The following is a 21,406-nucleotide window of genomic DNA, read 5'->3' as shown; positions in this document are numbered from 1 at the left end:
CCGCAAGGGCGGGCTGATCGCAGACAAGCAAAAGCCCCGGCAATGCGGGGCTTTGGCGACCCGCGCAACAAGCGGGTTGAATCTGGCGCGCCCGGAGGGATTCGAACCCCCGACCAATGGCTTCGGAAGCCACTACTCTATCCGGCTGAGCTACGGGCGCATTGTGTACCGCACGGCTGAGCCGGGCGGACGCGCATTCTAACGGCAAAAGCGCTCGCAGGTCTGCCCCCATCGGCAGATCGCTGCGGGCGGGCGGAAAAATCCGGTCAGCTGGTAACCTTTACGCATGAGCCGTCTCCCACATACACCGTCCACCGCAGGCACCACCTCGCGGTTCGGGCACTACTGGAAATTGATGCGCGCCGACCGCCCGATCGGCACCTTGCTGCTGCTGTGGCCCACCTGGTGGGCGCTGTGGCTGGCCGCTGACGGCCTGCCGCCGCTATGGATACTGTTTGTGTTCAGTGCCGGCGTCTGGCTGACCCGCTCGGCCGGTTGCGTGATCAATGACTACGCCGACCGTTGGCTGGATCCGCACGTCAAACGCACCAAGGAACGCCCACTGGCCACCGGTGCGATCTCCGGCCGAGCCGCGCTGGCGCTGTTCGCCGGGCTGATGCTGGTCGCGTTCGCGCTGGTGTTGACCCTGAACGGCCTGACCATCGGCCTGAGTTTCATCGGCGTATTCCTGGCCGCCAGCTATCCCTATCTGAAGCGCTATACCCACCTGCCCCAGGTCTATCTGGGCATGGCCTTTGGCTGGGGCATCCCGATGGCGTTTGCCGCCATCCAGGGCGAGATTCCGCCGCTGGGCTGGGTGCTGTATGCCGCCAATATTCTCTGGTCCACCGCCTACGACACCTGGTATGCAATGGTCGACCGCGACGACGACCTGAAGGTGGGCTCGCATTCCACCGCCATCCTGTTCGGCGACCTGGACCTGGTCATCCAGGGCATCCTGTACGCGCTGTTCTTCGCCGCGATGGCCCTGGTCGGACAGCGCGCAGGCCTGGGCTGGGCCTACTGGGCGAGCATTGGTGTGGCGATGGCCTTGGTGGTCTATGAGTTCTGGATCTGCCGCGAGCGCGAGCGCGAGCCCTGCTTCAAGGCCTTCCTGCACAACAACTGGGTGGGCGCGGTGTTGTTTGCCGGCATCGTCGCCAGCCAGTACCTGGATTGAAAAAAACGGCCCGCAATGCGGGCCGTTTTGTTGTTGCTGTGCCGTTGTCCCGTTGCAGGAGCGGCGTAAGCCGCGAAGCCCACAATGTCGGAAGCACAGCCCTCCCTGGATCTGACGGACTATCTGCTTCGCGGCTTACGCCGCTCCTACAAGCAGCCTCAGACCGCGCCGATGGTTTTGCCCAGCGAACGCAGGCGGAACGCCGCAATTATCTGCAGCACGCCGTAGATCAATGCCAACACGCCGATCCACAGCGAGGTCACCGCCAGGCCGGCAATCGGGTTGAGTGCGAACATCACGCCCAGGGCAACCGCCAGCAAGCCGCTGAGTATCAGCATCCACTCGCCGCTGATCTGCTTGCGCACGCGGATGGCGAATACGATGCGGTAGATGCCGCCCACCACCAGCCAAGCGGCCAGGAACAGCAGCAGCACACTGGCCGTGGCCAGCGGGTTGATCACCGCCAATACGCCGAAAGCGATCGATACCAGCGCGTAGAACACCGCCCAGCCGCGCGATACCGGCGCCGAGCCCTTGAAGGCCGAGATCAGCACCACCACGCCCTCGACAACCGCCATGATGCCCAGCCACCAGGCCAGTACGGCAGCGGTACGTACCGGTGCCATCACCGCCAGTACGCCGAAAACAACCGCCAACAGGCCGAACAGCAGCAGCACCCACCAGTTGCGTGTCACCGTGCCAAACAACGAACCAGCAGGAAATTCAGGGGAAGTACCCATGTCTGTCTCCTCATGATTGAACAGGTGTAAAGGCCTCTTGGACCCAGTCTAGGCCCATCGCTGTACCAATCACCATGTAGAGATGACATGGCCGATTTCAAGCCTGCTGCCAGGCGAGCGATATCACCCCCGCGCTGGCGGCATTCACGGCACCCGCGCGCAGACCCAGGCATCTACCCGCTGCACGCCGGCGCGGTGCAGGGTGAGCGCGGCGGCGTGCAGGGTCGCGCCGGTTGTCATCACGTCATCCAGCAGGACCACATGTGCCGGCAACTGCCCCACCGCAGTGAAGGCGCCATGCAGATTGCGACGGCGCTGCACCGCATCCAGCTCCGATTGCGGCTGGGTTGAACGCCGCCGCTGCAAGCCCCGGTACAGCGGCAGCTGCAGCGCGCGCGCCACCGGCTTGGCCAGCTCCCAGGCCTGGTCATAACCGCGCTGGCGCAGCCGCGACAGGTGCAGCGGCACCGGCACGATCGCCTGCGGCCGCTCCGCGCCGGCCACGGCATCGACCAGCAGCGCCGACAGCAAACGCCCGGCGCTCAGATCATGGTGAAACTTGAAGCGCAGCAGCAGGCTGTCAACCGGCGCGCTGTAAACAAACGCCGCCCGCACCGCCTGCAGGGGCGAGGACGAGCGCTGGCAAGGGCCACACAGGGACGCGGCATCGGCACCGGGCAGCGGCAAGGCACAGCGCCGGCAAGCAGCCCACAGCCACGGCAGGCCGGCACTGCAGGCCAGGCACAGGTCCCGCCCCGGCAGCCCCGGCTCGGCACATACCAGGCAACGCGGTGGGAACAGCAGCGCCGACAAGCGGCCCCCAACCCTGTAAACCCAATCTTTCACTTGATGGTTGACAGCAATGTCCATGCTGACCAGACTGCGCCGCTTCCATCGCCCCATCTGTCAGGTAACACCGATGTCCACTGTCCTCCGCCACGACTGGAAGCGCGAAGAGCTGCTGTCCCTGCTCGAACTGCCCTTCCCCGAGCTGCTGCACCGCGCAGCCAGCGTGCACCGCCAGCATTTCGACCCGGCGCAGGTACAGGTCTCCACCCTGCTCTCGGTCAAGACCGGCGGCTGCCCGGAAGACTGCGCCTACTGCCCGCAGGCTCAGCGCTATGACACCGGCGTGGACGCACAGAAGCTGATGGACACCGACAGCGTGGTGGCCCGCGCCCGCGCCGCCAAGCAGGCCGGCGCCTCGCGCTTCTGCATGGGGGCGGCCTGGCGCTCGCCCAAGGACCGCGACATCCCCAAGGTCGCGGCGATGATCCGCGAGGTGAAGTCGCTGGGCCTGGAGACCTGCGCCACCCTGGGCATGCTCGAAGGCCACCAGGCGCAGGCCCTGAAGGACGCCGGGCTGGACTACTACAACCACAATCTGGACACCGCGCCGGATTACTACGACTCCATCATCCATACCCGCCAGTACCAGGACCGGCTGGATACGCTGGAGCACGTGCGCAACGCCGGCATGAAGACCTGCTGCGGCGGCATCGTCGGCATGGGCGAAACCCGCGAGCACCGCGCCGGCCTGCTGCAGGCGCTGGCCAACCTGCCGGCGCACCCGGACTCGGTACCGATCAACCGCCTGGTGCAGGTCGCCGGTACCCCGCTGCATGGCAGTGCCGAGCTGGACCCGTTCGAGTTCGTGCGCATGATCGCGGTGGCCCGCATCGTCATGCCGCGCTCGATGGTGCGGCTGTCGGCCGGCCGCGAGAGCATGAGCGACGAGCTGCAGGCGCTGTGCTTCCTGGCCGGCGCCAACTCCATTTTCTATGGCGAGAAGCTGCTGACCACCGGCAACCCCGATACCGAGCGCGACCAGGCCCTGTTTGCCCGCCTGGGCATCCGCCCGATGCAGGTCAGCGTGGATGCCGAGGACCATGACCACCCCGGCACGGTGCACCTGGATATCGCCCCGGCCTGCGCCCACAGCGCATGACCCGGCGGGCGCTCCCTGGCGGGGGCGCCGCTTGGGCATTCTTACAGGCAACCGAGTACGCTAGCTGCCCGTTTGACCATGAACACTGCCATGGCCCGTCCTGACATCCACGAGCGCATCAACGCCCAGCGCAAGCTGCGGCTTGCCCAAGGCCGCATCCGCACCCGGCGCAGCATCAGCCGCCGTGATGGGGTGCGCCTGGAGCTGGACGGCCGCTGGTTGACCGGCTTCTGCAGCAACGACTACCTCGGCCTGTCGCAACAGTTCGAGGTGATCGCCGCACTGCAGGACGCCGTCGGCCGCGAAGGCGCCGGCAGCACCGCCTCGCATCTGGTCTGTGGCCACCACAGCCTGCACGAGCAACTGGAACGCGAGATGGCCGACTGGCTCGGCTACCCGCGCGCCTTGCTGTTCGACAGCGGCTTCATGGCCAACCTGGCCGTGCAGCAGGCGCTGCTCAGCGAGGAAACCGACATCTGCGTGCAGGACCGGCTCAACCACGCCAGCCTGCTCGATGCCAGCCGTCTGGCCGGCTGCCGCCTGCGCCGCTATCCGCACCTGGACAGCGAAGGCGCCATGCGCCAGCTCAAGAACACCGCCGACGGCGCCGCCATGCTGGCCACCGACGGTGTCTTCAGCATGGATGGCGACATCGCCCCGCTGCGCTCACTGGCACTGGTGGCACGCATGCAGGAGGCGCTGTTCTATGTGGACGACGCGCACGGCATTGGCGTGGTCGGCGAGCACGGCCGCGGCTGCGTGGCCGATGCCGGCCTTGGCGTGAACGAAGTTCCGCTGCAGCTGCTGACGCTGAGCAAGGCGCTGGGTGGCCACGGCGCGGTGGTGGTGGGCGACGAAGCGCTGATCCAGCACCTGGCCGAAACCGCACGCCCCTACATCTACACCACCGCACTGCCACCGGCACAGGCGGCTGCCTCGCTGGCGGCGGTGAAGCTGGCGCGGCGCGACCATTGGCGCCGCGAAAAGCTCACCGAACTGATCGCCGGCTTCCGCGAAGGCGCCCGCCGCAACGGGCTGGAGCTGATGGCCTCGGAAACCCCGACCCAGCCGCTGCTATGCGGCGACGAAGCCACGGTGATGGCCTTGTCGGCGACGCTGGAGCAGTCCGGCTTCCTGGTCAGTGCGATCCGTCCGCCGACCGTGCCCGAAGGCAAGGCGCGCCTGCGCGTGACCTTGTCGGCGCTGCATACGCTGGAGCAGGTCAAGGCGCTGGTGGAAGCCATCGCCAAAGCCCGCGATGTGGTGCTGTACCAGAAGTCGCTGAATTCCGTTGCCTGAGAACCGGTTGTAACGCCATGCATATCCACGTCACCGGCAGCGGACCGGCCCTGGTCCTGATCCACGGTTGGGCATTGCATGGCGGTATCTTCGCGCCGCTGGTCGAACGACTGGCGCCGCAGTTCGAACTGCACATCGTCGACCTGCCCGGCCACGGCCACAGCCGCGACGACACCACCCCCTTGCGCCTGCCCTACCTGGTCAACGCCATCGCCAGCGCCACCCCGGCAGCGGTGTGGTGCGGCTGGTCGCTGGGCGGGCTGGTCGCCCTGCATGGCGCCGCCACGCTGCCGCAGGTGCGCGGCCTGGCGATGCTGGCGGCGACGCCACGGTTCGTCCGCGATGCCGATTGGCCCGACGCGGTGGAGCCGGTGGTGTTCGAGCAGTTCGGGCGTGATCTGGAGCAGGACTATCGCGGCACGCTGGAGCGCTTCCTCGCGCTGGACGTGATGGGCTCCCAACACGCCCGCAGCGAACTGCGCACCCTGCGCGATGCGCTGGTCGAGCGCGGTGAGCCGGCACCACGCGCCCTGCACGAAGGCCTGGCCTTGCTGGAGCGCAGCGACCTGCGCGGCAGCCTGCCCAGCCTGCACAAACCCGGCCTGTGGATAGGCGGCCAGCGCGACCGGCTGGTGCCACCCAAGGCCATGCACCAGGCTGCGGCATTGGCTCCGCCGGGCCTGCATGCCGCACATACCATCGACGGTGGCGGCCACGCCCCCTTCCTTGGCCATGCCGACCACGTCGCCGGGCTGCTGCAACAGTTTGTTGCTGGCTGCGCGTGAGCGGTTACGCAGCCATTGCTGCAGCCTGGCCGATCATGTTCCAGCCACGCTGAAAGCACCGCCGTTCCCAACCCGAATTCCGAATTACTGCCATGTCTTCTTTGTTTGACCCCAAACACGTCCGCCGCGCCTTCTCGCGCGCCGCCAGCAGCTACCGCGCCGCCGCCGTGCTGCAGCAGGAAGTAGCCAAGCGGCTGCTGGAATCGCTGGACTACCTGGAAGACCGGCAACCGCAGGTGGTGCTGGACGTGGGCAGCGGCCCGGCCCATGCCACTGCGGCAATGAAGAAGCGCTGGCCCAAGGCGCAGGTGATCGCGCTGGACCTGGCCCTGCCGATGCTGGCCGAAGCCAGGAAGCAGGCTGGCTGGTGGCGCCCGTTCTCGCGCATCTGCGCCGATGCCCGCGCCCTGCCGCTGGCCGACAACAGCGTGGACGTGATCTACAGCAACCTATGCCTGCAATGGGTGGAAGACCTGCCGGCGGTATTTGCCGGCTTCCGCCGCGTGCTCAAGCCCAATGGCTTGCTGGTCTGTTCCACTTTCGCCCACGACACGCTGGTGGAACTGCGCCAGGCATTCGCCCAGGCCGACGACACCTCGCATGTAAGCCACTTCGTGCAGATCGCCCAGTTCGGCGACGCCTTGATGATGGCCGGCTTCCGCGATCCGGTGCTGGACCGCGATATGTTCACCCTGACCTATGACGACCTGCCAACGCTGATGCGCGAGCTCAAGGCGATTGGCGCCACCAACGCCATGCACAACCGTCGCCACACCCTGACCGGCCGCAGCCGTTTTGCTGCCGCACGCGATGCCTACGAGCCACTGCGCCGCGCCGACGGCAAGCTGCCGAGTAGCTGGGAAGTTGTGTACGCGCATGCCTGGGCACCGGCACCGGGCGCGCCGATCCGTGAGCAGGGGCATGACGTGGCGAGCGTGCCGTTGTCGGCGATTCCGATTCGGCGCAAGACGCAGGAATAGGGATTAGGGACAGGAGCAGGCGCTGCTCCGTAGTGCCGAGCCATGCTCGGCAGGGCTTTACCAGCGAAAAGCTGCCCACACCCCAACCCCTCTCCCGCAAGCGGGAGAGGGGCTAAAACGGTAGTGCCGAGCCATGCTCGGCAGGGGCTTTACCAGCGAAAACTGCCCTCACCCCAACCCCCGCTCCGCGCCCCGGCCCTTGCGCTGGCGCAAGGGCGTTCGAGTAGTGCCGAGCCATGCTCGGCAGGGGCCTTGCAGACAATCCAGCGGACAGTGCGCCAGCTTCGCGGCTTACGCCGCTCCCACAAACAAAGGAGCGGATGCCCAGCCGCTCAAGCCCCTTTTACAAACAGGTCGCGGTGGAAGAAATACACTTCCTGCAGCAGAAACCGCCAGCTGGTGTGAAAGCTGCGGAACCGCGTACTCGGCGTTGACGATGCCAATGCATCAATCCCCAACTCCTTCGATAAACGCAGCGCGCGCGCCATGTGCAGCGGGTCGCTGACCACGATCACCTTGTGCATGTCGTGCCTGGCCATCACCTGCTTGGCTTCGACCAGATTCTGCCGGGTGGTGCGCGAACGCGTTTCGATCAGGATGTCCTTGCCCGGAATCTTCTGCTTCAACGCATAGCGACGCGCCACCTGCGACTCGGAAAACCGCGCGCCTGCACCGCCGAAACCACCGGTGAAAATCAGCTTGGGCGCATAGCCCTGCTGGTACAGATCCAGACCATGGCGGATGCGTTCTTCAAACACTGGCGAAGGCTTGGCGTCATACGCCGCAGCACCGAGCACGATGATGGCGTCCGCCGGCGCGGCCTGGTCACGGTCACCTACCCAGATGATCCATGCCGCCACACCCAACAGCCACAACAACAGCAATGCACACAAGCGCCACACCCAGCCCAGCAGCCCAGTGCGCCCAGCAGCTGCCTTCATGCCTGCCCCCATGGCAAGGCATCCAGATCGACATTGCCGCCGGACAGCACCAGGCCGACCGTGCGCCCCGCAAAGCGCTGCGGCTGCGCCAGCACTGCCGCCAGGGTGATTGCCGACGACGGCTCCACGGTCTGCTTCATCACCTGCCAGATCAGGCGCATCGCCGCCACGGTATCGGCGTCCTCGACACTGATCACCTGCGCCGCATCACGCAGCAACGCGAAATTCGGGGCGCCCAGCGCGCCACGCAGGCCATCGCAGAGGGTGTCCGGCACAAAATCGATCAGCCGTTCGCCGGCTGCCAGCGAGCGCGCGGTATCGGCAGCACCGGCCGGTTCGGCCAGCACCAGCTCGCAATGCGGCAACAACTGCTGCATCGCCAACAGGCTGCCGGCTGCCAGACCGCCGCCGCCCACCGGCACCACCAGCACGTCCAGCTGCACCGCGGCCTGCCGGATCAGCTCCAGCGTCGCCGTGCCTTGGCCAGCGATTACCCGCGCATCGGTATAGGGATGGACCAGCGTGGCACCGGTTTCACGTTGCACGCGCAGGCATTCGGCCTCGCGCGCGGCCTGGGTGGGCGCGCAACGCCACAGCGTGGCCTGGTTGCGTTCGATATTGGCCAGCTTGGCGGCCACCGCGCCTTCCGGCACAACAACATGACAGGGAATACCCCGCGAGCGCGCGGCCAATGCCAGCGCAGCCCCGTGATTGCCGGAGGAATGCGTCACCACGCCATGCCGCGCGTGTTCCACATCCAGTGCCCATACCGCATTGCAGGCGCCGCGGAACTTGAATGCGCCGCTGCGCTGCAGGTGTTCGGCCTTGAAGTGCAGACTGGCGCCGGCCACTGCATCCAGCGCGCGCGAGCGCAGCACCGGCGTGACGGTCGCATGGGGGGCAATCCGCGCTGCTGCTGCCAGTACCTCGGCAAATCCGGGCAAAGGGAGTTCATTCATGGTGAAAGGTTAGCCCAGCCCCCGGCCCCGCGACCATCTCATCTGCGCACACGTTGTATGTTCAGCCTCGTAGATGCGAATTAAGGGCCGATTCAACGCCGTGGCCCGAAGCTGGATGCCATTCCCATTGGGGGGGACACTCATGATCAAGCGCCTGATTATTTCCACCGGCCTGCTGCTGGGCCTGTCCGGCTGTGCCACCTATGACTATGTCGGCGGCGGTTCGGGCGGCTATTACCACGGCTCCCCCTCGGTGCAGTACAGCTATCCCTATGGCTACCCGAACAGCGGCTATGGCTACGATGGCTATGGCTATGGCAGCGGTTATTACGGCTACGGCAGCTATGGCTACCCGGTCTATCGGCCCAACTACAACCGCCCGCGCCCGCCGTATCACGGCAATGGCCAGCGCCCACCGGGCCATGGCAACGGCAACCGCCCGCACCCCGGCGGCGATGGTGATCACAACCATGGCGGCAACCGCCCGCGTCCACCGGGCAACGGCAATGGCGGCAACGAAGGGCGTCCACCGCGGCCGCCACCGGTGAATGGCGGTGGCAACAAGTCGCCGTGGCGCAACCTGGACAACCTGCGCCGCCCGCAGCCGCGTGCCAACACCCAGCCGATGCAGCGGGCCCAACCCATGCAGCCGGCCATGCAGCGGCCCCAGGCGGCAGCGGAGCGTCCGGCTATTCAGGCAAGGCCTGCACCGGCCCGACAGCCGTCACAAACCCGGCAGCCGACCGGCATCCGGATCCGGGAGCGATAAAAAGGTTGCATTTGGTGAAAATGCAGGCATCCTTGGCTCCACGGGTGACCGGCAGCGTCGCATAGTGACCTAAACCGGCCTCACCCAGACAGTTCAATGTCGATGTCCGTCAGGAAATCTGGATCCCCCCTGTTCCGGCCCTGTCGGACATCGGCGCCTAAAAAGACAAAGCCCCGGCCTAGGCCGGGGCTTTGTCTTTTAACGCTTTCCCGCCAAGGCGGGCCTTGCTGGATTGCAAGGCCGGTAGTCCCCCGACTACCGGCCCCCTGCTACCCCAACGTACGCTTCGGTCGGCCCCTGTTCCAATTCCGACCTTATTGCGCCTATGTCGCATGCCACGTTGGGTGCAATGTATTAACTGCAGGTTGCGTGCCAACTTTAGGGTGGATGCATACCTGATTGCCCTTGGCAGTAAAATCGCCAGACACGCCGTCGAACCGTGGGCTTACCCCGTCGACCGACTTCACACTTTCCTTACCGATCTCACGCCCATGAGCGATTCCTTCTACCGTTACGACGTCATCGTCATTGGCGGCGGCCACGCTGGTACCGAAGCGGCCCTGGCCGCAGCGCGCGGTGGTGCCCGCACCCTGCTGCTGACCCACAACGTCGAAACCGTCGGTGCGATGAGCTGCAACCCGGCCATCGGCGGCATCGGCAAGGGCCACCTGGTCAAGGAGATAGATGCCCTCGGCGGGGCCATGGCGCACGCCGCCGACCGCGCCGGCATCCAATGGCGCACGCTCAACGCCTCCAAGGGCCCGGCCGTGCGCGCCACCCGCTGCCAGGCCGACCGCAACCTTTACCGCATGGCGATCCGCGGCATCGTCGAGGCGCAGCCCAACCTGACTGTCTTCCAGGCAGCCGTGGACGACCTGATCATTGAAGGCGACGCCGTACGTGGCGCCATCACGCAGACCGGGCTGAGCTTCCACGCTCCCGCAGTGGTGCTGACCGCCGGCACCTTCCTGGCCGGCAAGATCCACATCGGCGAAACCCAATACACCGCCGGCCGCATGGGCGACCCGCCGGCAACCAGGCTGGCCGCACGCCTGCGCGAGCGCCCGTTCGTCATCGACCGCTTGAAGACCGGCACGCCGCCACGCATCGACGGCCGCTCGCTGGATTACAGCGTGATGGACGAGCAGCCCGGCGACGATCCGCTGCCGGTCATGTCCTATCTGGGCGATGTCAGCGAGCACCCGCAGCAGGTGAGCTGCTGGATCACCCACACCAGCGAGCGCACCCACGACATCATCCGTGGCGCCCTGCACCGCTCGCCGCTGTACAGCGGCCAGATCGAAGGCATCGGCCCGCGTTACTGCCCGTCGATCGAAGACAAGGTGGTGCGTTTTGCCGAGAAGAACAGCCACCAGATCTTCGTCGAGCCGGAAGGCCTGGACGTGGTGGAGATCTACCCCAATGGCATTTCCACCTCGCTGCCGTTCGACGTGCAGCTGGACCTTGTGCGCAGCATCCGTGGTTTCGAGCAGGCGCATATCACCCGCCCTGGCTATGCCATCGAGTACGACTTCTTCGACCCGCGCGGCTTGAAGAACACGCTGGAGACCCGCCAGGTCAACGGCCTGTTCTTCGCCGGCCAGATCAACGGCACCACCGGTTATGAAGAAGCCGGCGCGCAGGGTTTGCTGGCCGGCATCAATGCCGCGCTGTTCGTGCAGGGCAAGGACGGTTGGTGCCCGCGCCGCGACGAGGCCTACATCGGTGTGCTGGTCGACGACCTGATCACCCACGGCACCACCGAGCCCTACCGCATGTTCACCAGCCGCGCCGAATACCGGCTGCAGCTGCGCGAAGACAATGCCGACACCCGCCTGACTCCGACCGGCCGCGAACTCGGCCTGGTCGACGACCGTCGCTGGTCCGCGTTTGAAACCAAGCAGGCCGCCGTCGCCAGCGAAAGCGCACGCCTGCGCGGCATCTGGGCAACCCCGGGCAATGCGCTGGGCCGCGAAGTAGCCGACGCCACCGGCGTTGCGGTCAGCCGCGAAACCAATGTGCTGGATCTGATCAAGCGCCCGGAACTGGACTACACCAAGTTGATGCAGGTGCCCTCACTCGGCCCCGGCGTTGAAGATGCACGCGTCGCCGAGCAGGTGGAAATCAGCGTCAAGTACGCCGGTTACCTGGACCGTCAGCGCGACGAGATCGAGCGCCAGCAGCGGCACGAGAACACGGCGATTGTCGAAGGCTTCGACTTTGGTTCGGTGCGTGGTTTGTCAGCCGAAGCATTGCAGAAGCTGGAGCGTGTGCGCCCGCAGACGATTGGTCAGGCACAGCGCATTCCGGGCATGACGCCGGCAGCGATCTCGCTGCTGCTGGTGCATCTGGAGCGGGCGCGTCGCGGCAAGGTGGCTTGAGTTTTTAGTTTTTAGTTTGGTTTTTGGCTTTTGGTTGCTGGTTGCTGGTTGCTGGTTGCTGAAGCTTAAAGCTACCCCTCCCCAACCCTCCCCTCCGCCTTCGGCGCAAGGGAGGGGGCTGTTCATGCGCCCCTTCAGTTCGCTGCAATGCCGCTCTTGCCCCCTCCCTTGCGCGAAGCGCAGGGGAGGGTTGGGGAGGGGTGCCTTTCGCGAACATCCCAACCTCAACCGCGCTACGCCGACCCCACATCAATGCAGCCGCATCGAAGATGATTTTCAGACAATTGCCATAGGCGCATGCGTACCTGCGGTCATGGCTGTACATAGTCCCCGCGCTATCATGCACAGCAACGCTTCTTGCCGAATCTGAGCCGCACCATGCCCGCACTACGCCCCTTCCTCGACAAAACCCCCACCCTCGGTGAGCGCGTCTATATCGACGAGGCCTGCACCATCATCGGTGATGTGCAGATTGGCGATGATGCGTCGGTGTGGCCGGGTACGGTGATCCGTGGCGATGTGAACCATGTGCGCATCGGCGCGCGTACCAATGTGCAGGACGGCACCATCATCCATGTCAGCCACGACAGCCCCTACAACAAGGGCGGCTACCCGACGCTGATCGGCGAAGGCGTCACCGTCGGCCATGGCTGCATCATCCACGCCTGCAGCATCGGTGATTACTGCCTGATCGGCATGGGTGCCTGCATCCTTGATGGCGCGGTGATCGAAGCCAACGCCTTCATTGCCGCCGGCGCGGTGGTGGGGCCGGGCAAGGTGGTGCGCAGTGGCGAGCTATGGGCCGGCAATCCGGCCCGCTTGATGCGCCAGCTCAGCGAAAAAGACATCGAAGGCCTGCGTTATTCGGCCGATCACTACGTGCGGGTCAAGGACCAGTACCGCGGCATGCACGGCTGAGCCGGCAACCATTGTCGACGCCCAGCCCGTCAGTGCACACTGCCGGCCTGGGCGTGGGGACGCCTTCGAGGGTTTGACATGAAGTCGATGCGAATCGTGGCGCAGCGCCTGTTGGCGGCTGTTGCACTGCTGTGTGTGGTTTCCTTTGCCGCCTCCGCCCAGGAAGAACCGGGCATGAGCGCGGAGCAGTTCGAGCAATCGCTGCAGTTCCGCAGCGGGCAGATCGAGGTGCCCGAAGCGCGGGCCCATTTCAATCTGGATGGCGATTTCCGCTTCCTGGACAAGGCCGATGCGCGGCGGGTGCTGGAAGACATGTGGGGCAACCCGCCCGATGACAGCGTGTTGGGTTTGATCGTGCCGCGCAGCCCGGGCCTGACCGAGCCGGAAAGCTGGGCGGTGGTGGTCACCTGGTCCGACGATGGCTACGTGTCCGACGAAGATGCAAGCAAGATCGACTATGACGATCTGCTCACGACCATGCAGACCGACACCCGCGAGAGCAACCCGGAACGCGAGAAAGCCGGCTACGGCACGCTCGATCTGGTGGGCTGGGCGGTGCCGCCGCGCTATGAGGCCGGCAGCAAGAAACTCTATTGGGCGCGCGAGCTGGCCTTCAACAACCAGCCCGACCACACCCTCAACTACGACATCCGCGTGCTGGGACGGCATGGTTACCTGAGCTTGAATGCGGTTTCAGGCATGTCCGAACTGGCGCTGGTGCGCGAGGGCATGGACAAGCTGCTGCCGATGGCCGAGTTCGACCAGGGCGCACGTTACGCCGACCACAACCCCAGCACCGACAAGGTGGCCGCCTATGGTGTGGCGTCGCTGATTGGCGGCGGCCTGGCTGCAAAAGCCGGCCTGTTTGCCAAGCTCGGCCTGCTGCTGGCCAAGTTCTGGAAACTGCTGTTGATCGGCCTGCTGTTCCTCGGCGGTGCCATCAAGAAGCTGTTCGTACGTGGCGACGACAACCGCACCGTTCGCTGAAATCTGTCTCAGCCGGCCCGCCGATCACCGCGGCGGGCTGGGTTTTCGCGCTGCCGCCAGCTACAGTCAGCACTCTGATAAGGACGTAGCAGAGACACGAATGCCACAGGCATCCGTCCGGGCCGGACTCCGGGCTTCCATCCGCCGCAAGCAGCGCCAGCACCTCGTGCTGGATTCATTGCAATGAGCGCAGCGCGGCCGATGCTGGACACCTATCGCGAAGTCATCACCCCCGAAGGCGTGCCCTTGCAGCTGCCTGCCGCCGGTCCGGTGCCGCGTGCCCTGGCCTGGCTGATCGACCTGTGCGTGCGCTTCGGCGTGCTCGCGGTGATGAGCCCGCTGCTGGTGGCGCTGGGCGATTTCGGCCAGGGCCTCTACCTGGGGCTGATGTTCCTGATGTTCTGGGCCTACCCGATCGTGCTGGAAGTGTGGTTCGGCCGCACGCTGGGCAAGAAAGTCATGGGCCTGCGCGTGGTGGCACGCGATGGCGCCCCACTGGGCTGGATGCCGGCCATCGTGCGCAACCTGCTGCGTACCGTCGATGCGCTGCCCTTTGGCTATGCGCTGGGCCTGGTGACCTGCCTGTTTGATGCCCACGGCCGCCGCCTGGGCGATCTGGTCGCCGGTTCGCTGGTCATCCATACCGCGCCGCGTCCGGCCGCCGCACCGGCGCGCATCGAAACCGTGCTGGCACCGCCGCTGCCGCTGCAGCCCGGCGAACAGGCAGCGCTGGTCGCCTTCGCCGAACGTGCGCCGGCCTTGTCGCCAGGGCGCCAACGCGAACTGGCCGACATCGTCAGCGGGCTCAGCCAGGAGCGCGGCCAGACCGGTGTGCTGCGCCTGTATGCGATGGCCAACTGGCTGCTGGGGCGGCGATGAGACAGGAGCAGTTCGTCACCCGCTACCAGCACGAATGGCAGCAGTTCGAGGACTGGCTGCAACGCCGTGGTGAGCATTCGCGCAAGCAGCGCCACACGCCGCAACCCGACCTGCTGGGCGATGAAACCATCCCGCAGCGCTATCGCCGCCTCTGCCAGCAGCTGGCATTGGCGCGCCGCCGCGGCTACAGCCCGCAGCTGGTGGAACGGTTGCAGCAGCTGATGCAGCGCGGCCACAACCTGCTGTACCGCACGCCGGCACCACGCTGGCAGCGCGCGGTTGAATTCCTGTTCGCCGACTTCCCCAGCACCGTGCGCAGCCAGGCCGGGGCGATGTGGGTGGCCTGCGCATTGTTCGTCATTCCGCTGCTGGGCATTTTCGTCCTGCTGCAATACAAGCCCGACCTGATCCACATGCTGATGGATCCACGCCAGCTCGCACAGATGGAAAAGATGTACGACCCGGCCGCCGACCACCTGGGCCGCGACAGCGGCACCGACTGGGCGATGTTCGGCCACTACATCATGAACAACATCAGCATCGGCCTGCGCACCTTCGCCAGTGGTCTGCTGGCTGGCATCGGCACCATCCTGGTGCTGCTGTTCAACGGCGTCACCATCGGCGCGGTCGCCGGCCATCTACAGCAGATTGGCTCGGGCGACCCGTTCTGGCGCTTCGTGGTGGGCCATGCACCGTTCGAACTGACCGCCATCGTCATTGCCGGTGGCGCCGGCCTGCAGCTCGGCCTGCGACTGCTGGCACCGGGCCGCAAGCGGCGCATCGATGCATTGATCGAAGGCGGCGTGATTGGCGCGCGGCTGTGCCTGGGCGTGGCCTTCATGCTGCTGGTGGCCGCCTTCATCGAAGCGTTCTGGTCGTCCATCGCCTGGGTGCCGATGTGGGGCAAGCTGAGCGTGTCGGCAGTGCTGTGGACGGTGGTGCTGCTGTGGCTGTGGCGCGGCGGACGCGGGGGTGGTCATGCGGATTGACCAACTCGATGTGGTCCTGCGTGCGCGTTCGCAGTGGGAAGCCATGGAACTGGGCACCGCGCTGGTGCGCCGGCATGCGGCGGCCATCTGGAAGCCATGGCTGCTGCTGACCTTGCCGGTATTCGCCCTGCTCAACCTGCTCGGCTGGTGGCTGGACAGCTTCTGGCTGTCCAGCCTGATCCTGTGGTGGCTCAAGCCCGCGTTCGAGCGCATCCCGCTGTACGTGATATCGCGCGGCGCCTTTGGTGCCGAACCCAGCACCGCGCAGACCCTGCGCGCGCAGTGGAACTGGGGCTGGCGCGGCGTGGGCGCCTATCTGGGCTGGCGACGGCTCAGCCCGGCGCGTTCGCTGCTGATGCCGGTCGACCTGCTGGAAGGTGGCGATGCCGCGCAGCGGCGCGCGCGCCGGCATGCGCTTGGCGGTGCCAGTTACGGGCATGCCACGCTGCTCACCTGGGTATGTTGGCATTTCGAGACGATGCTGCAGCTTGCCGGTGTCGCCCTGGTCTTCATGTTCGTGCCGGTGGAACTGCTGTCCGAATCGCTGCGCGCCACCTGGGAACTGATCGGCGAAGACACCCCGGCCTGGGCGTGGATAGGTTTCAACCTGCTGGCGTGGCTGGCCATGACCCTGATCGGCCCGTTCTACAGCGGCGCCGGGTTTGGCCTGTACCTCAACCGTCGTACCCAGCTGGAAGCCTGGGATGTGGAAATCGCCTTCCGCCGGCTGCGCGAGCGTCTGGCCGGGTTGGCGCCGATGCTGGTACTGCTGCTGGCCGTGTTTGCGTTGCCGTCGTTGCAGGCGCGCGCGCAGGACAGCACCGAGCCCCCCCGCATCAACAGCCACGGCAACCACAAGGATGTCGCGCCCGAAGATGCAGCAACATCTGCTGCAACCACCCCGCAACAATTGTTCGGCCCCGCGCCTGTCGACACCAGCGGCTTCCGCCAGGCCGCCGCGCGCGCCTATGAAGACCCGCAGCTGGGTGCCAAGCGCAACGTCAGCCGCTGGGTGAAGAAGGCATCGGACAAGATCACCGAGACCAAGGAAGAAAGCGACAAGCCCGATCCCGGCCCGATCCTCGGCGCCATCGCCAAGGCCGTGGCGCTGATCGGCGAAAGCATCCTGTGGATCCTGCTGGGCGTGCTGCTGGTGGTGCTCGCGCTGACCGCCCGCTGGTGGCTGCCGTGGCTGCGCGGCAGTGGCCGCAGCCGCCGCGTTGTACAGGCGCCCGCCATCCAGGAAGCCCTGCAGCTGCCCGAAGTGCTGCCGCCGGACATCCTCGGCAGCGCGCGCCGGCTGTGGCACGAAGGCAAGCCGCGCCACGCCCTGGCCCTGCTGTACCGGGCCTCGGTAGAAGTGCTGATCCAGCGCGGCAACGTGGTGCTGCCGCCCGGCGCCACCGAAGCGCAGTGCCTGCGCGCAGCGCGCAAGATGCCGCAGGAAGCGGACCGCAACCTGTTCGCACGCATGGTCCGCACCTGGCAGTACGCCGCCTACGCCGGCCGCTTGCCCAGCGAGGATGAGTTCAATGCGCTGATTGGCGAACTGCATCGGCAGTACGGGTGGCCGGCATGAGTGCGCCCGTACGCAATACCGTGATCGGCGTGGTGCTGTTGATGCTGGTCGGCTTGATCGCCATGTGGTTCCTGCGCAGCTTCGAGAAAGGCAGCGAGGAAATCACCCTGCCCGCGTATGGCGAACCGACCTACAACGCACTGTATGCCCTGCGCGAAACCCTGATCCGCGACGGCAGCAAGGCCGAGAGCCGGCGCCAGCTCGATCTGCCTGCCATGCAGCTGCAGCCCGGCGACACCGTGCTGTTGCTGGACGACCCGCGCCAGCTCACCCCGGCGCAGGTGGAAGGCCTGCTGGACTGGGTGCAGTTTGGCGGCCACCTGCTGCTGCGCGCCCCCGACGCGGATGAAGACCTGGACGGCAATGAGCAGGGCCTGCTCGAACGCCTGGGCGTGGTGACATCCGATGCGGCGGCACGCTGCCAGATCTGGCAGGTGGAAGGCCAGCCGTCGCACGATGAATTCTGCAGCGGCAGTCGCTTCACGCTTACCGGCAAAGCTCGCGCCGAACGCCGCTGGGCCGATGCTGGCGGCGATGACACGCTGGCCTATGCCCGCCTGCGTTACGGCCTGGGCCGGGTGGACGTGCTGGGCAGCATGGACTTCCTGCTGAACGGCAACGGCGAGCACGAGCCCGGCCTGCGCGACATCGCCCACCGCGATCTCACCCGCCTGCTGCTGGCCCCCAATTACGGCAAGGGCACCACCCATCTGATCTACGCGATGGAGATGCCGTCGCTGTGGAAGACGCTGTTCCAACGCGGCTGGCCGGTATGGGTGCCGTTGCTGCTGGCCCTGCTGGCCTGGCTGTGGATGCGCTGCCAGCGATTCGGTGCGCTGCTGCCCTCGCCGCGCGAAGACCGCCGCTCGCTGCTGGAACACGTACGCGCCAGCGGCGAGCACCTGCACCGCTATGGCAAATCGCCCCTGCTGTATGACGCGGTACGCCAGGCGTTCCTGGCCCGCCTGCGCCGGCGCGCGCCGGTGGCGGCCGCCTTGACCGGCGATGCCCAGGCCCAGGCCATTGCCGACCACCTGCAATGGCCCATCAGCCGCGTGCAGACCGCGCTGCAGATTCCCCCCTCGCAGGACGATGTCGCCCTGCGCGAACGCATCCGCTTGCTCATCCAGATGAGAAACCAGCTATGACCGACACGTTCACTCCACCTGCCCTCCCCGGCGATGCACCCGCACCTGCGCCTGCACCCAGTCCGAGCAGCGCCGCCCTGATCGAACGTGTTGAACGCATCCGCAGTGCGGTCGGCCACGCGTTCATCGGCCAGGCCGACGTGCTCGACCAGATCCTGATCGCGCTGTTGGCCGGCGGCCACGTGCTGATCGAAGGCGTGCCGGGCCTCGGCAAGACCCTGCTGGTACGCGCCCTGGCGCAGGCACTGGAGCTGGACTACGCACGCGTGCAGTTCACCCCGGACCTGATGCCCAGCGATGTCAGCGGCCATGCCGTCTACGACCCCAAGACCGAGAGCTTCAAGATCCGCCGTGGCCCGGTGTTCACCAACCTGCTGCTGGCCGACGAAATCAACCGCGCCCCGGCCAAGACCCAGTCCGCGTTGCTGGAAGTGATGCAGGAAGGCCAGGTCACCATCGAAGGCAAGGGTTTCCAGCTGACCCCGCCATTCCTGACCATGGCCACGCAGAACCCGGTGGAGCAGGAAGGCACTTACCCGCTGCCGGAAGCGCAGCTGGACCGCTTCCTGCTGAAGGTATTGATCGACTACCCGCAGCTGGAAGACGAAAAGCAGATGGTGCAGGCCATCACCACCGGCCGCACCGCCAGCGACTTCAATCTCAGCCAGGTGCCGCGCGTACTCAGCGGCGCCGACGTGGTGGAACTGCAGAAGGCCGTGGCGGCGATCACCGTGGACCCGCAGGTGATTGATTACGCCGTGCGCATTGTCGCCGCCACCCGCAAATGGCCGGGCATCGCCCTGGGTGCAGGGCCGCGCGGCAGCATCGCACTGGTACGCGCGGCACGCGCCCAGGCCGTGCTGTCCGGCCGCGACTTCGTCACCCCGGACGACGTGCGAGAGATCGCCAAGCCGGCCCTGCGTCACCGCATCGCATTGGCGCCGGAACTGCAGATCGAAGGCCAATCCGCCGACGACGCCCTCACCGCCCTGCTCGCCAAGGTGGAGGCGCCGCGCAAGTGAGCAACGCGGCAACAAGCGCCAGCATGCCAAACGAAGCCCTTGCCTCAGCCCCCTCCCTTGCGCGCATAGCGCGGATGGGAGGGCTGGAGAGAGGTGCTTCTGCTCCTGCCCCCTCCCTTGCGTGCGCAGCACGGAGGGGAGGGTTGGGGAGGGGTGCTTTTGTTCTTGCTGCAGTTGCTTCACCCCCAACACACCCGAAAACCAGGGCCACCCAGTGAGACCCGCCCCCCTACTGATCACCCTGCTGATGCTGTGGAGCCTGCTGGGCGTGCCAGTCGCCCTGCACTACCTGCCCATACAGACATGGACCCTCACCGGGGCGGCGATCGCCCTGCTCGCGCTGGTCGACATCCTGCTGCTCTGGCGCAAGCCAAGCCCGCAGGTACGACGCGAACTGCCCGACTCGCTCGCTTTGGGCGTCGAGCGCGAAACCTGGCTGCAACTGGATTCCTACGGCAAACAGCGCGTCGATGTTTTCGACCTGTTGCCTGACGGCTGGAACAGCGACGGCCTGCCGCGTCGCCTGAAACTTGGCAAGGCAAGCGAAACCCGTTTCAGTTACCGCTTCACCCCGGCCAACCGCGGCACCTTCGCGTTTGACGGCGTGCAGCTGCGCCTGCATTCGCCGCTGCGGCTGTGGTGGCAGCAGCGCACTGTCGGCACGCCGCAAACCGTGCGCGTCTATCCCAATTTCGCCCCACTGACCCGCTTCGCCCTGCTCAGTGCGGAGATGGCCTCGCGGCTGGTGGGCGCACACCTCAAGCGCCGCCGTGGTGAAGGCACCGACTTTCACCAGATGCGCGAATACCGCGTGGGCGACAGTCTGCGTCAGATCGACTGGAAGGCCACCTCGCGTGCGCGCAAGTTGATCTCGCGTGAGTACCAGGACGAAAAGAACCAGCAGCTGGTGATGATGATCGACACCGGCCGGCGGATGATGGCCGACGAAGGCGGTCTGTCGCACTTCGACCACGTGCTCAATGCCGCGCTGGTGGTGTCGTATCTGGCACTGCGCCAGGGGGATGGCGTCGGCCTGTTCGCCAGCGGCGGTGACAGCCGCTGGGTAGCGCCAAAACGCGGCATGGGCGCGATCGACAGCCTGCTGCGGGCCAGCTACGACCTGCAACCCAAACCGGTTGCCACCGACTACCTGGCCGCCGCCACCGAGCTGTCGTTGCGTCAATCACGGCGCAGCCTGGTGATGCTGGTCACCAATGTTCGCGATGAAGATATCGAGGACCTGCTGGCCGCCGTGCGCCTGCTGCAGAAGCGGCATCTCGTCTGCGTGGCCAGCCTGCGCGAGCGCGAGCTGGATCAGGCACTGACGCGCGAAGTGGAGACCCTGCCGGATGCCATCCAGGCCGGCGCCATCGCCGGCTACCTGCAACAACGCAGCGACGCGCATGAAGCACTGCGCAGCCATCGGGTAATGGTGCTGGACGTAACCGCCGAAGAGCTGCCAGCGGCCCTGGTTGAACGCTATCTGGCGGTAAAGCGCGACGGCCTGCTGTAAGCGCGCAAACGGCAGCCGCCGCAACCCGGTAGTGCCGAGCCATGCGCGGCAAACGCTCCACCTGTAGTGCCGAGCCATGCTCGGCAGAGGCTTCACCGGTAACGCCCCAGCCGAGCATGGCTCGGCTCTACAAGGCATCCAGCATCGCCTGCTTCGCGGCTCACGCCGCTCCTACAAAAGCCCCACCTGTAGTGCCGAGCCATGCTCGGCAGAAGCTTCACCGGTAACGCCCCAGCCGAGCATGGCTCGGCTCTACAAGGCATTTTCAGCATCGCCTGCTTCGCGGCTCACGCCGCTCCTACAAAAGCCCACCATGTAGTGGCGGGGGCGCCACCGCCGAGGAGGGGCCCCGACAAAACCCCCCCCGGCCCGCGGGGGCCGCGACGCGG

The 21,406-nt window shown here is 66.3% G+C and carries 19 protein-coding genes and 1 tRNA gene; 15 read left to right on the top strand and 5 right to left on the bottom strand.

What is annotated here, in order from left to right; genetic code table 11:
- Positions 1 to 83: 83 nt before the first annotated feature.
- A tRNA-Arg gene (locus ACVOKO_RS08160) sits at positions 84 to 160 on the bottom strand.
- 126 nt (positions 161 to 286) lie between these two features.
- Here ACVOKO_RS08160 and ubiA point away from each other — a divergent pair.
- Positions 287 to 1,180 (top strand): 4-hydroxybenzoate octaprenyltransferase, encoded by an 894-nt coding sequence (gene ubiA / locus ACVOKO_RS08155; RefSeq protein ID WP_346498439.1) that lies wholly within the window; start codon positions 287 to 289, stop codon positions 1,178 to 1,180.
- Between the two features lie 158 nt (positions 1,181 to 1,338).
- Here the strand turns inward: ubiA and ACVOKO_RS08150 are convergent, their stop codons facing one another.
- Together ACVOKO_RS08150 and ACVOKO_RS08145 are read right to left on the bottom strand one after the other, a co-directional pair.
- Positions 1,339 to 1,920: an HdeD family acid-resistance protein gene (locus tag ACVOKO_RS08150; protein ID WP_346498438.1), complete on the bottom strand. Its 582-nt coding sequence runs from the start codon at positions 1,918 to 1,920 to the stop codon at positions 1,339 to 1,341.
- 144 nt (positions 1,921 to 2,064) lie between these two features.
- Positions 2,065 to 2,790: a double zinc ribbon domain-containing protein gene (locus tag ACVOKO_RS08145; RefSeq protein WP_346498437.1), complete on the bottom strand. Its 726-nt coding sequence runs from the start codon at positions 2,788 to 2,790 to the stop codon at positions 2,065 to 2,067.
- 49 nt (positions 2,791 to 2,839) lie between these two features.
- On the opposite strand from ACVOKO_RS08145, the gene bioB reads away from it, so the two are divergent.
- The 4 genes from bioB (at position 2,840) to bioC (ending at position 6,932) form a co-directional block, all read left to right on the top strand.
- The gene (bioB, locus tag ACVOKO_RS08140) at positions 2,840 to 3,868 is read left to right on the top strand and encodes a biotin synthase BioB (protein WP_346498436.1); all 1,029 of its coding nucleotides are present in this window, start codon (positions 2,840 to 2,842) and stop codon (positions 3,866 to 3,868) included.
- Positions 3,869 to 3,958: 90 nt separating this feature from the next.
- Positions 3,959 to 5,167 carry an 8-amino-7-oxononanoate synthase gene (bioF, locus tag ACVOKO_RS08135; protein WP_346498435.1) on the top strand — a complete coding sequence of 403 codons (1,209 nt, stop codon included), beginning with the start codon at positions 3,959 to 3,961 and terminating at the stop codon, positions 5,165 to 5,167.
- A gap of 17 nt (positions 5,168 to 5,184) precedes the next feature.
- Positions 5,185 to 5,952 (top strand): pimeloyl-ACP methyl ester esterase BioH, encoded by a 768-nt coding sequence (gene bioH, locus ACVOKO_RS08130; protein ID WP_346498434.1) that lies wholly within the window; start codon positions 5,185 to 5,187, stop codon positions 5,950 to 5,952.
- A 92-nt stretch (positions 5,953 to 6,044) separates the two neighbouring features.
- The gene (gene bioC, locus ACVOKO_RS08125; RefSeq protein ID WP_346498433.1) at positions 6,045 to 6,932 is read left to right on the top strand and encodes a malonyl-ACP O-methyltransferase BioC; all 888 of its coding nucleotides are present in this window, start codon (positions 6,045 to 6,047) and stop codon (positions 6,930 to 6,932) included.
- 332 nt (positions 6,933 to 7,264) lie between these two features.
- Here bioC and ACVOKO_RS08120 read toward each other — a convergent pair whose 3' ends face one another.
- Both ACVOKO_RS08120 and ACVOKO_RS08115 read right to left on the bottom strand, forming a co-directional pair.
- Complete coding sequence (locus ACVOKO_RS08120) at positions 7,265 to 7,885, bottom strand: YdcF family protein (protein WP_430980733.1); 621 nt, start codon at positions 7,883 to 7,885, stop codon at positions 7,265 to 7,267.
- Complete coding sequence (locus ACVOKO_RS08115) at positions 7,870 to 8,832, bottom strand: pyridoxal-phosphate dependent enzyme (protein WP_346498430.1); 963 nt, start codon at positions 8,830 to 8,832, stop codon at positions 7,870 to 7,872. The genes ACVOKO_RS08120 and ACVOKO_RS08115 overlap by 16 nt, the downstream gene beginning before the upstream one ends.
- Before the next feature lie 142 nt (positions 8,833 to 8,974).
- Here ACVOKO_RS08115 and ACVOKO_RS08110 point away from each other — a divergent pair, with 142 nt between their 5' ends.
- The 10 genes from ACVOKO_RS08110 to ACVOKO_RS08065 all read left to right on the top strand — a co-directional run bounded on the left by ACVOKO_RS08110 (position 8,975) and on the right by ACVOKO_RS08065 (position 21,017).
- The gene (locus ACVOKO_RS08110) at positions 8,975 to 9,601 is read left to right on the top strand and encodes a hypothetical protein (RefSeq protein WP_346498429.1); all 627 of its coding nucleotides are present in this window, start codon (positions 8,975 to 8,977) and stop codon (positions 9,599 to 9,601) included.
- Between the two features lie 491 nt (positions 9,602 to 10,092).
- A complete protein-coding gene (gene mnmG / locus ACVOKO_RS08105) occupies positions 10,093 to 11,982 on the top strand; it encodes a tRNA uridine-5-carboxymethylaminomethyl(34) synthesis enzyme MnmG (RefSeq protein WP_346498428.1) in 1,890 nt (629 codons plus the stop codon).
- A 378-nt stretch (positions 11,983 to 12,360) separates the two neighbouring features.
- Positions 12,361 to 12,900, top strand: a complete 540-nt coding sequence (locus ACVOKO_RS08100) for a gamma carbonic anhydrase family protein (RefSeq protein WP_346498427.1) — start codon at positions 12,361 to 12,363, stop codon at positions 12,898 to 12,900.
- A gap of 78 nt (positions 12,901 to 12,978) precedes the next feature.
- The gene (locus ACVOKO_RS08095) at positions 12,979 to 13,887 is read left to right on the top strand and encodes a DUF2167 domain-containing protein (RefSeq protein WP_346498426.1); all 909 of its coding nucleotides are present in this window, start codon (positions 12,979 to 12,981) and stop codon (positions 13,885 to 13,887) included.
- A 183-nt stretch (positions 13,888 to 14,070) separates the two neighbouring features.
- Positions 14,071 to 14,766, top strand: coding sequence for an RDD family protein (locus tag ACVOKO_RS08090; RefSeq protein WP_346498425.1), 696 nt, complete (start codon positions 14,071 to 14,073; stop codon positions 14,764 to 14,766).
- Positions 14,763 to 15,755, top strand: a complete 993-nt coding sequence (locus tag ACVOKO_RS08085; RefSeq protein ID WP_346498424.1) for a stage II sporulation protein M — start codon at positions 14,763 to 14,765, stop codon at positions 15,753 to 15,755. The genes ACVOKO_RS08090 and ACVOKO_RS08085 overlap by 4 nt, the downstream gene beginning before the upstream one ends.
- A complete protein-coding gene (locus tag ACVOKO_RS08080; RefSeq protein WP_346498423.1) occupies positions 15,745 to 17,334 on the top strand; it encodes a DUF4129 domain-containing protein in 1,590 nt (529 codons plus the stop codon). Before ACVOKO_RS08085 ends, ACVOKO_RS08080 begins: the two co-directional genes overlap by 11 nt.
- The gene (locus ACVOKO_RS08075; RefSeq protein WP_346498422.1) at positions 17,331 to 18,482 is read left to right on the top strand and encodes a DUF4350 domain-containing protein; all 1,152 of its coding nucleotides are present in this window, start codon (positions 17,331 to 17,333) and stop codon (positions 18,480 to 18,482) included. The genes ACVOKO_RS08080 and ACVOKO_RS08075 overlap by 4 nt, the downstream gene beginning before the upstream one ends.
- Positions 18,479 to 19,504: an AAA family ATPase gene (locus ACVOKO_RS08070; RefSeq protein WP_346498421.1), complete on the top strand. Its 1,026-nt coding sequence runs from the start codon at positions 18,479 to 18,481 to the stop codon at positions 19,502 to 19,504. Before ACVOKO_RS08075 ends, ACVOKO_RS08070 begins: the two co-directional genes overlap by 4 nt.
- Before the next feature lie 214 nt (positions 19,505 to 19,718).
- Positions 19,719 to 21,017: a DUF58 domain-containing protein gene (locus ACVOKO_RS08065; protein ID WP_346498420.1), complete on the top strand. Its 1,299-nt coding sequence runs from the start codon at positions 19,719 to 19,721 to the stop codon at positions 21,015 to 21,017.
- The last annotated feature ends 389 nt before the right edge of the window (positions 21,018 to 21,406 follow it).

It is taken from the genome of Stenotrophomonas sp. STEN240 (assembly GCF_056756175.1).
Note: the sequence above shows the minus strand (reverse complement) of the source record. Positions and strands in the feature narration are given on the sequence as shown.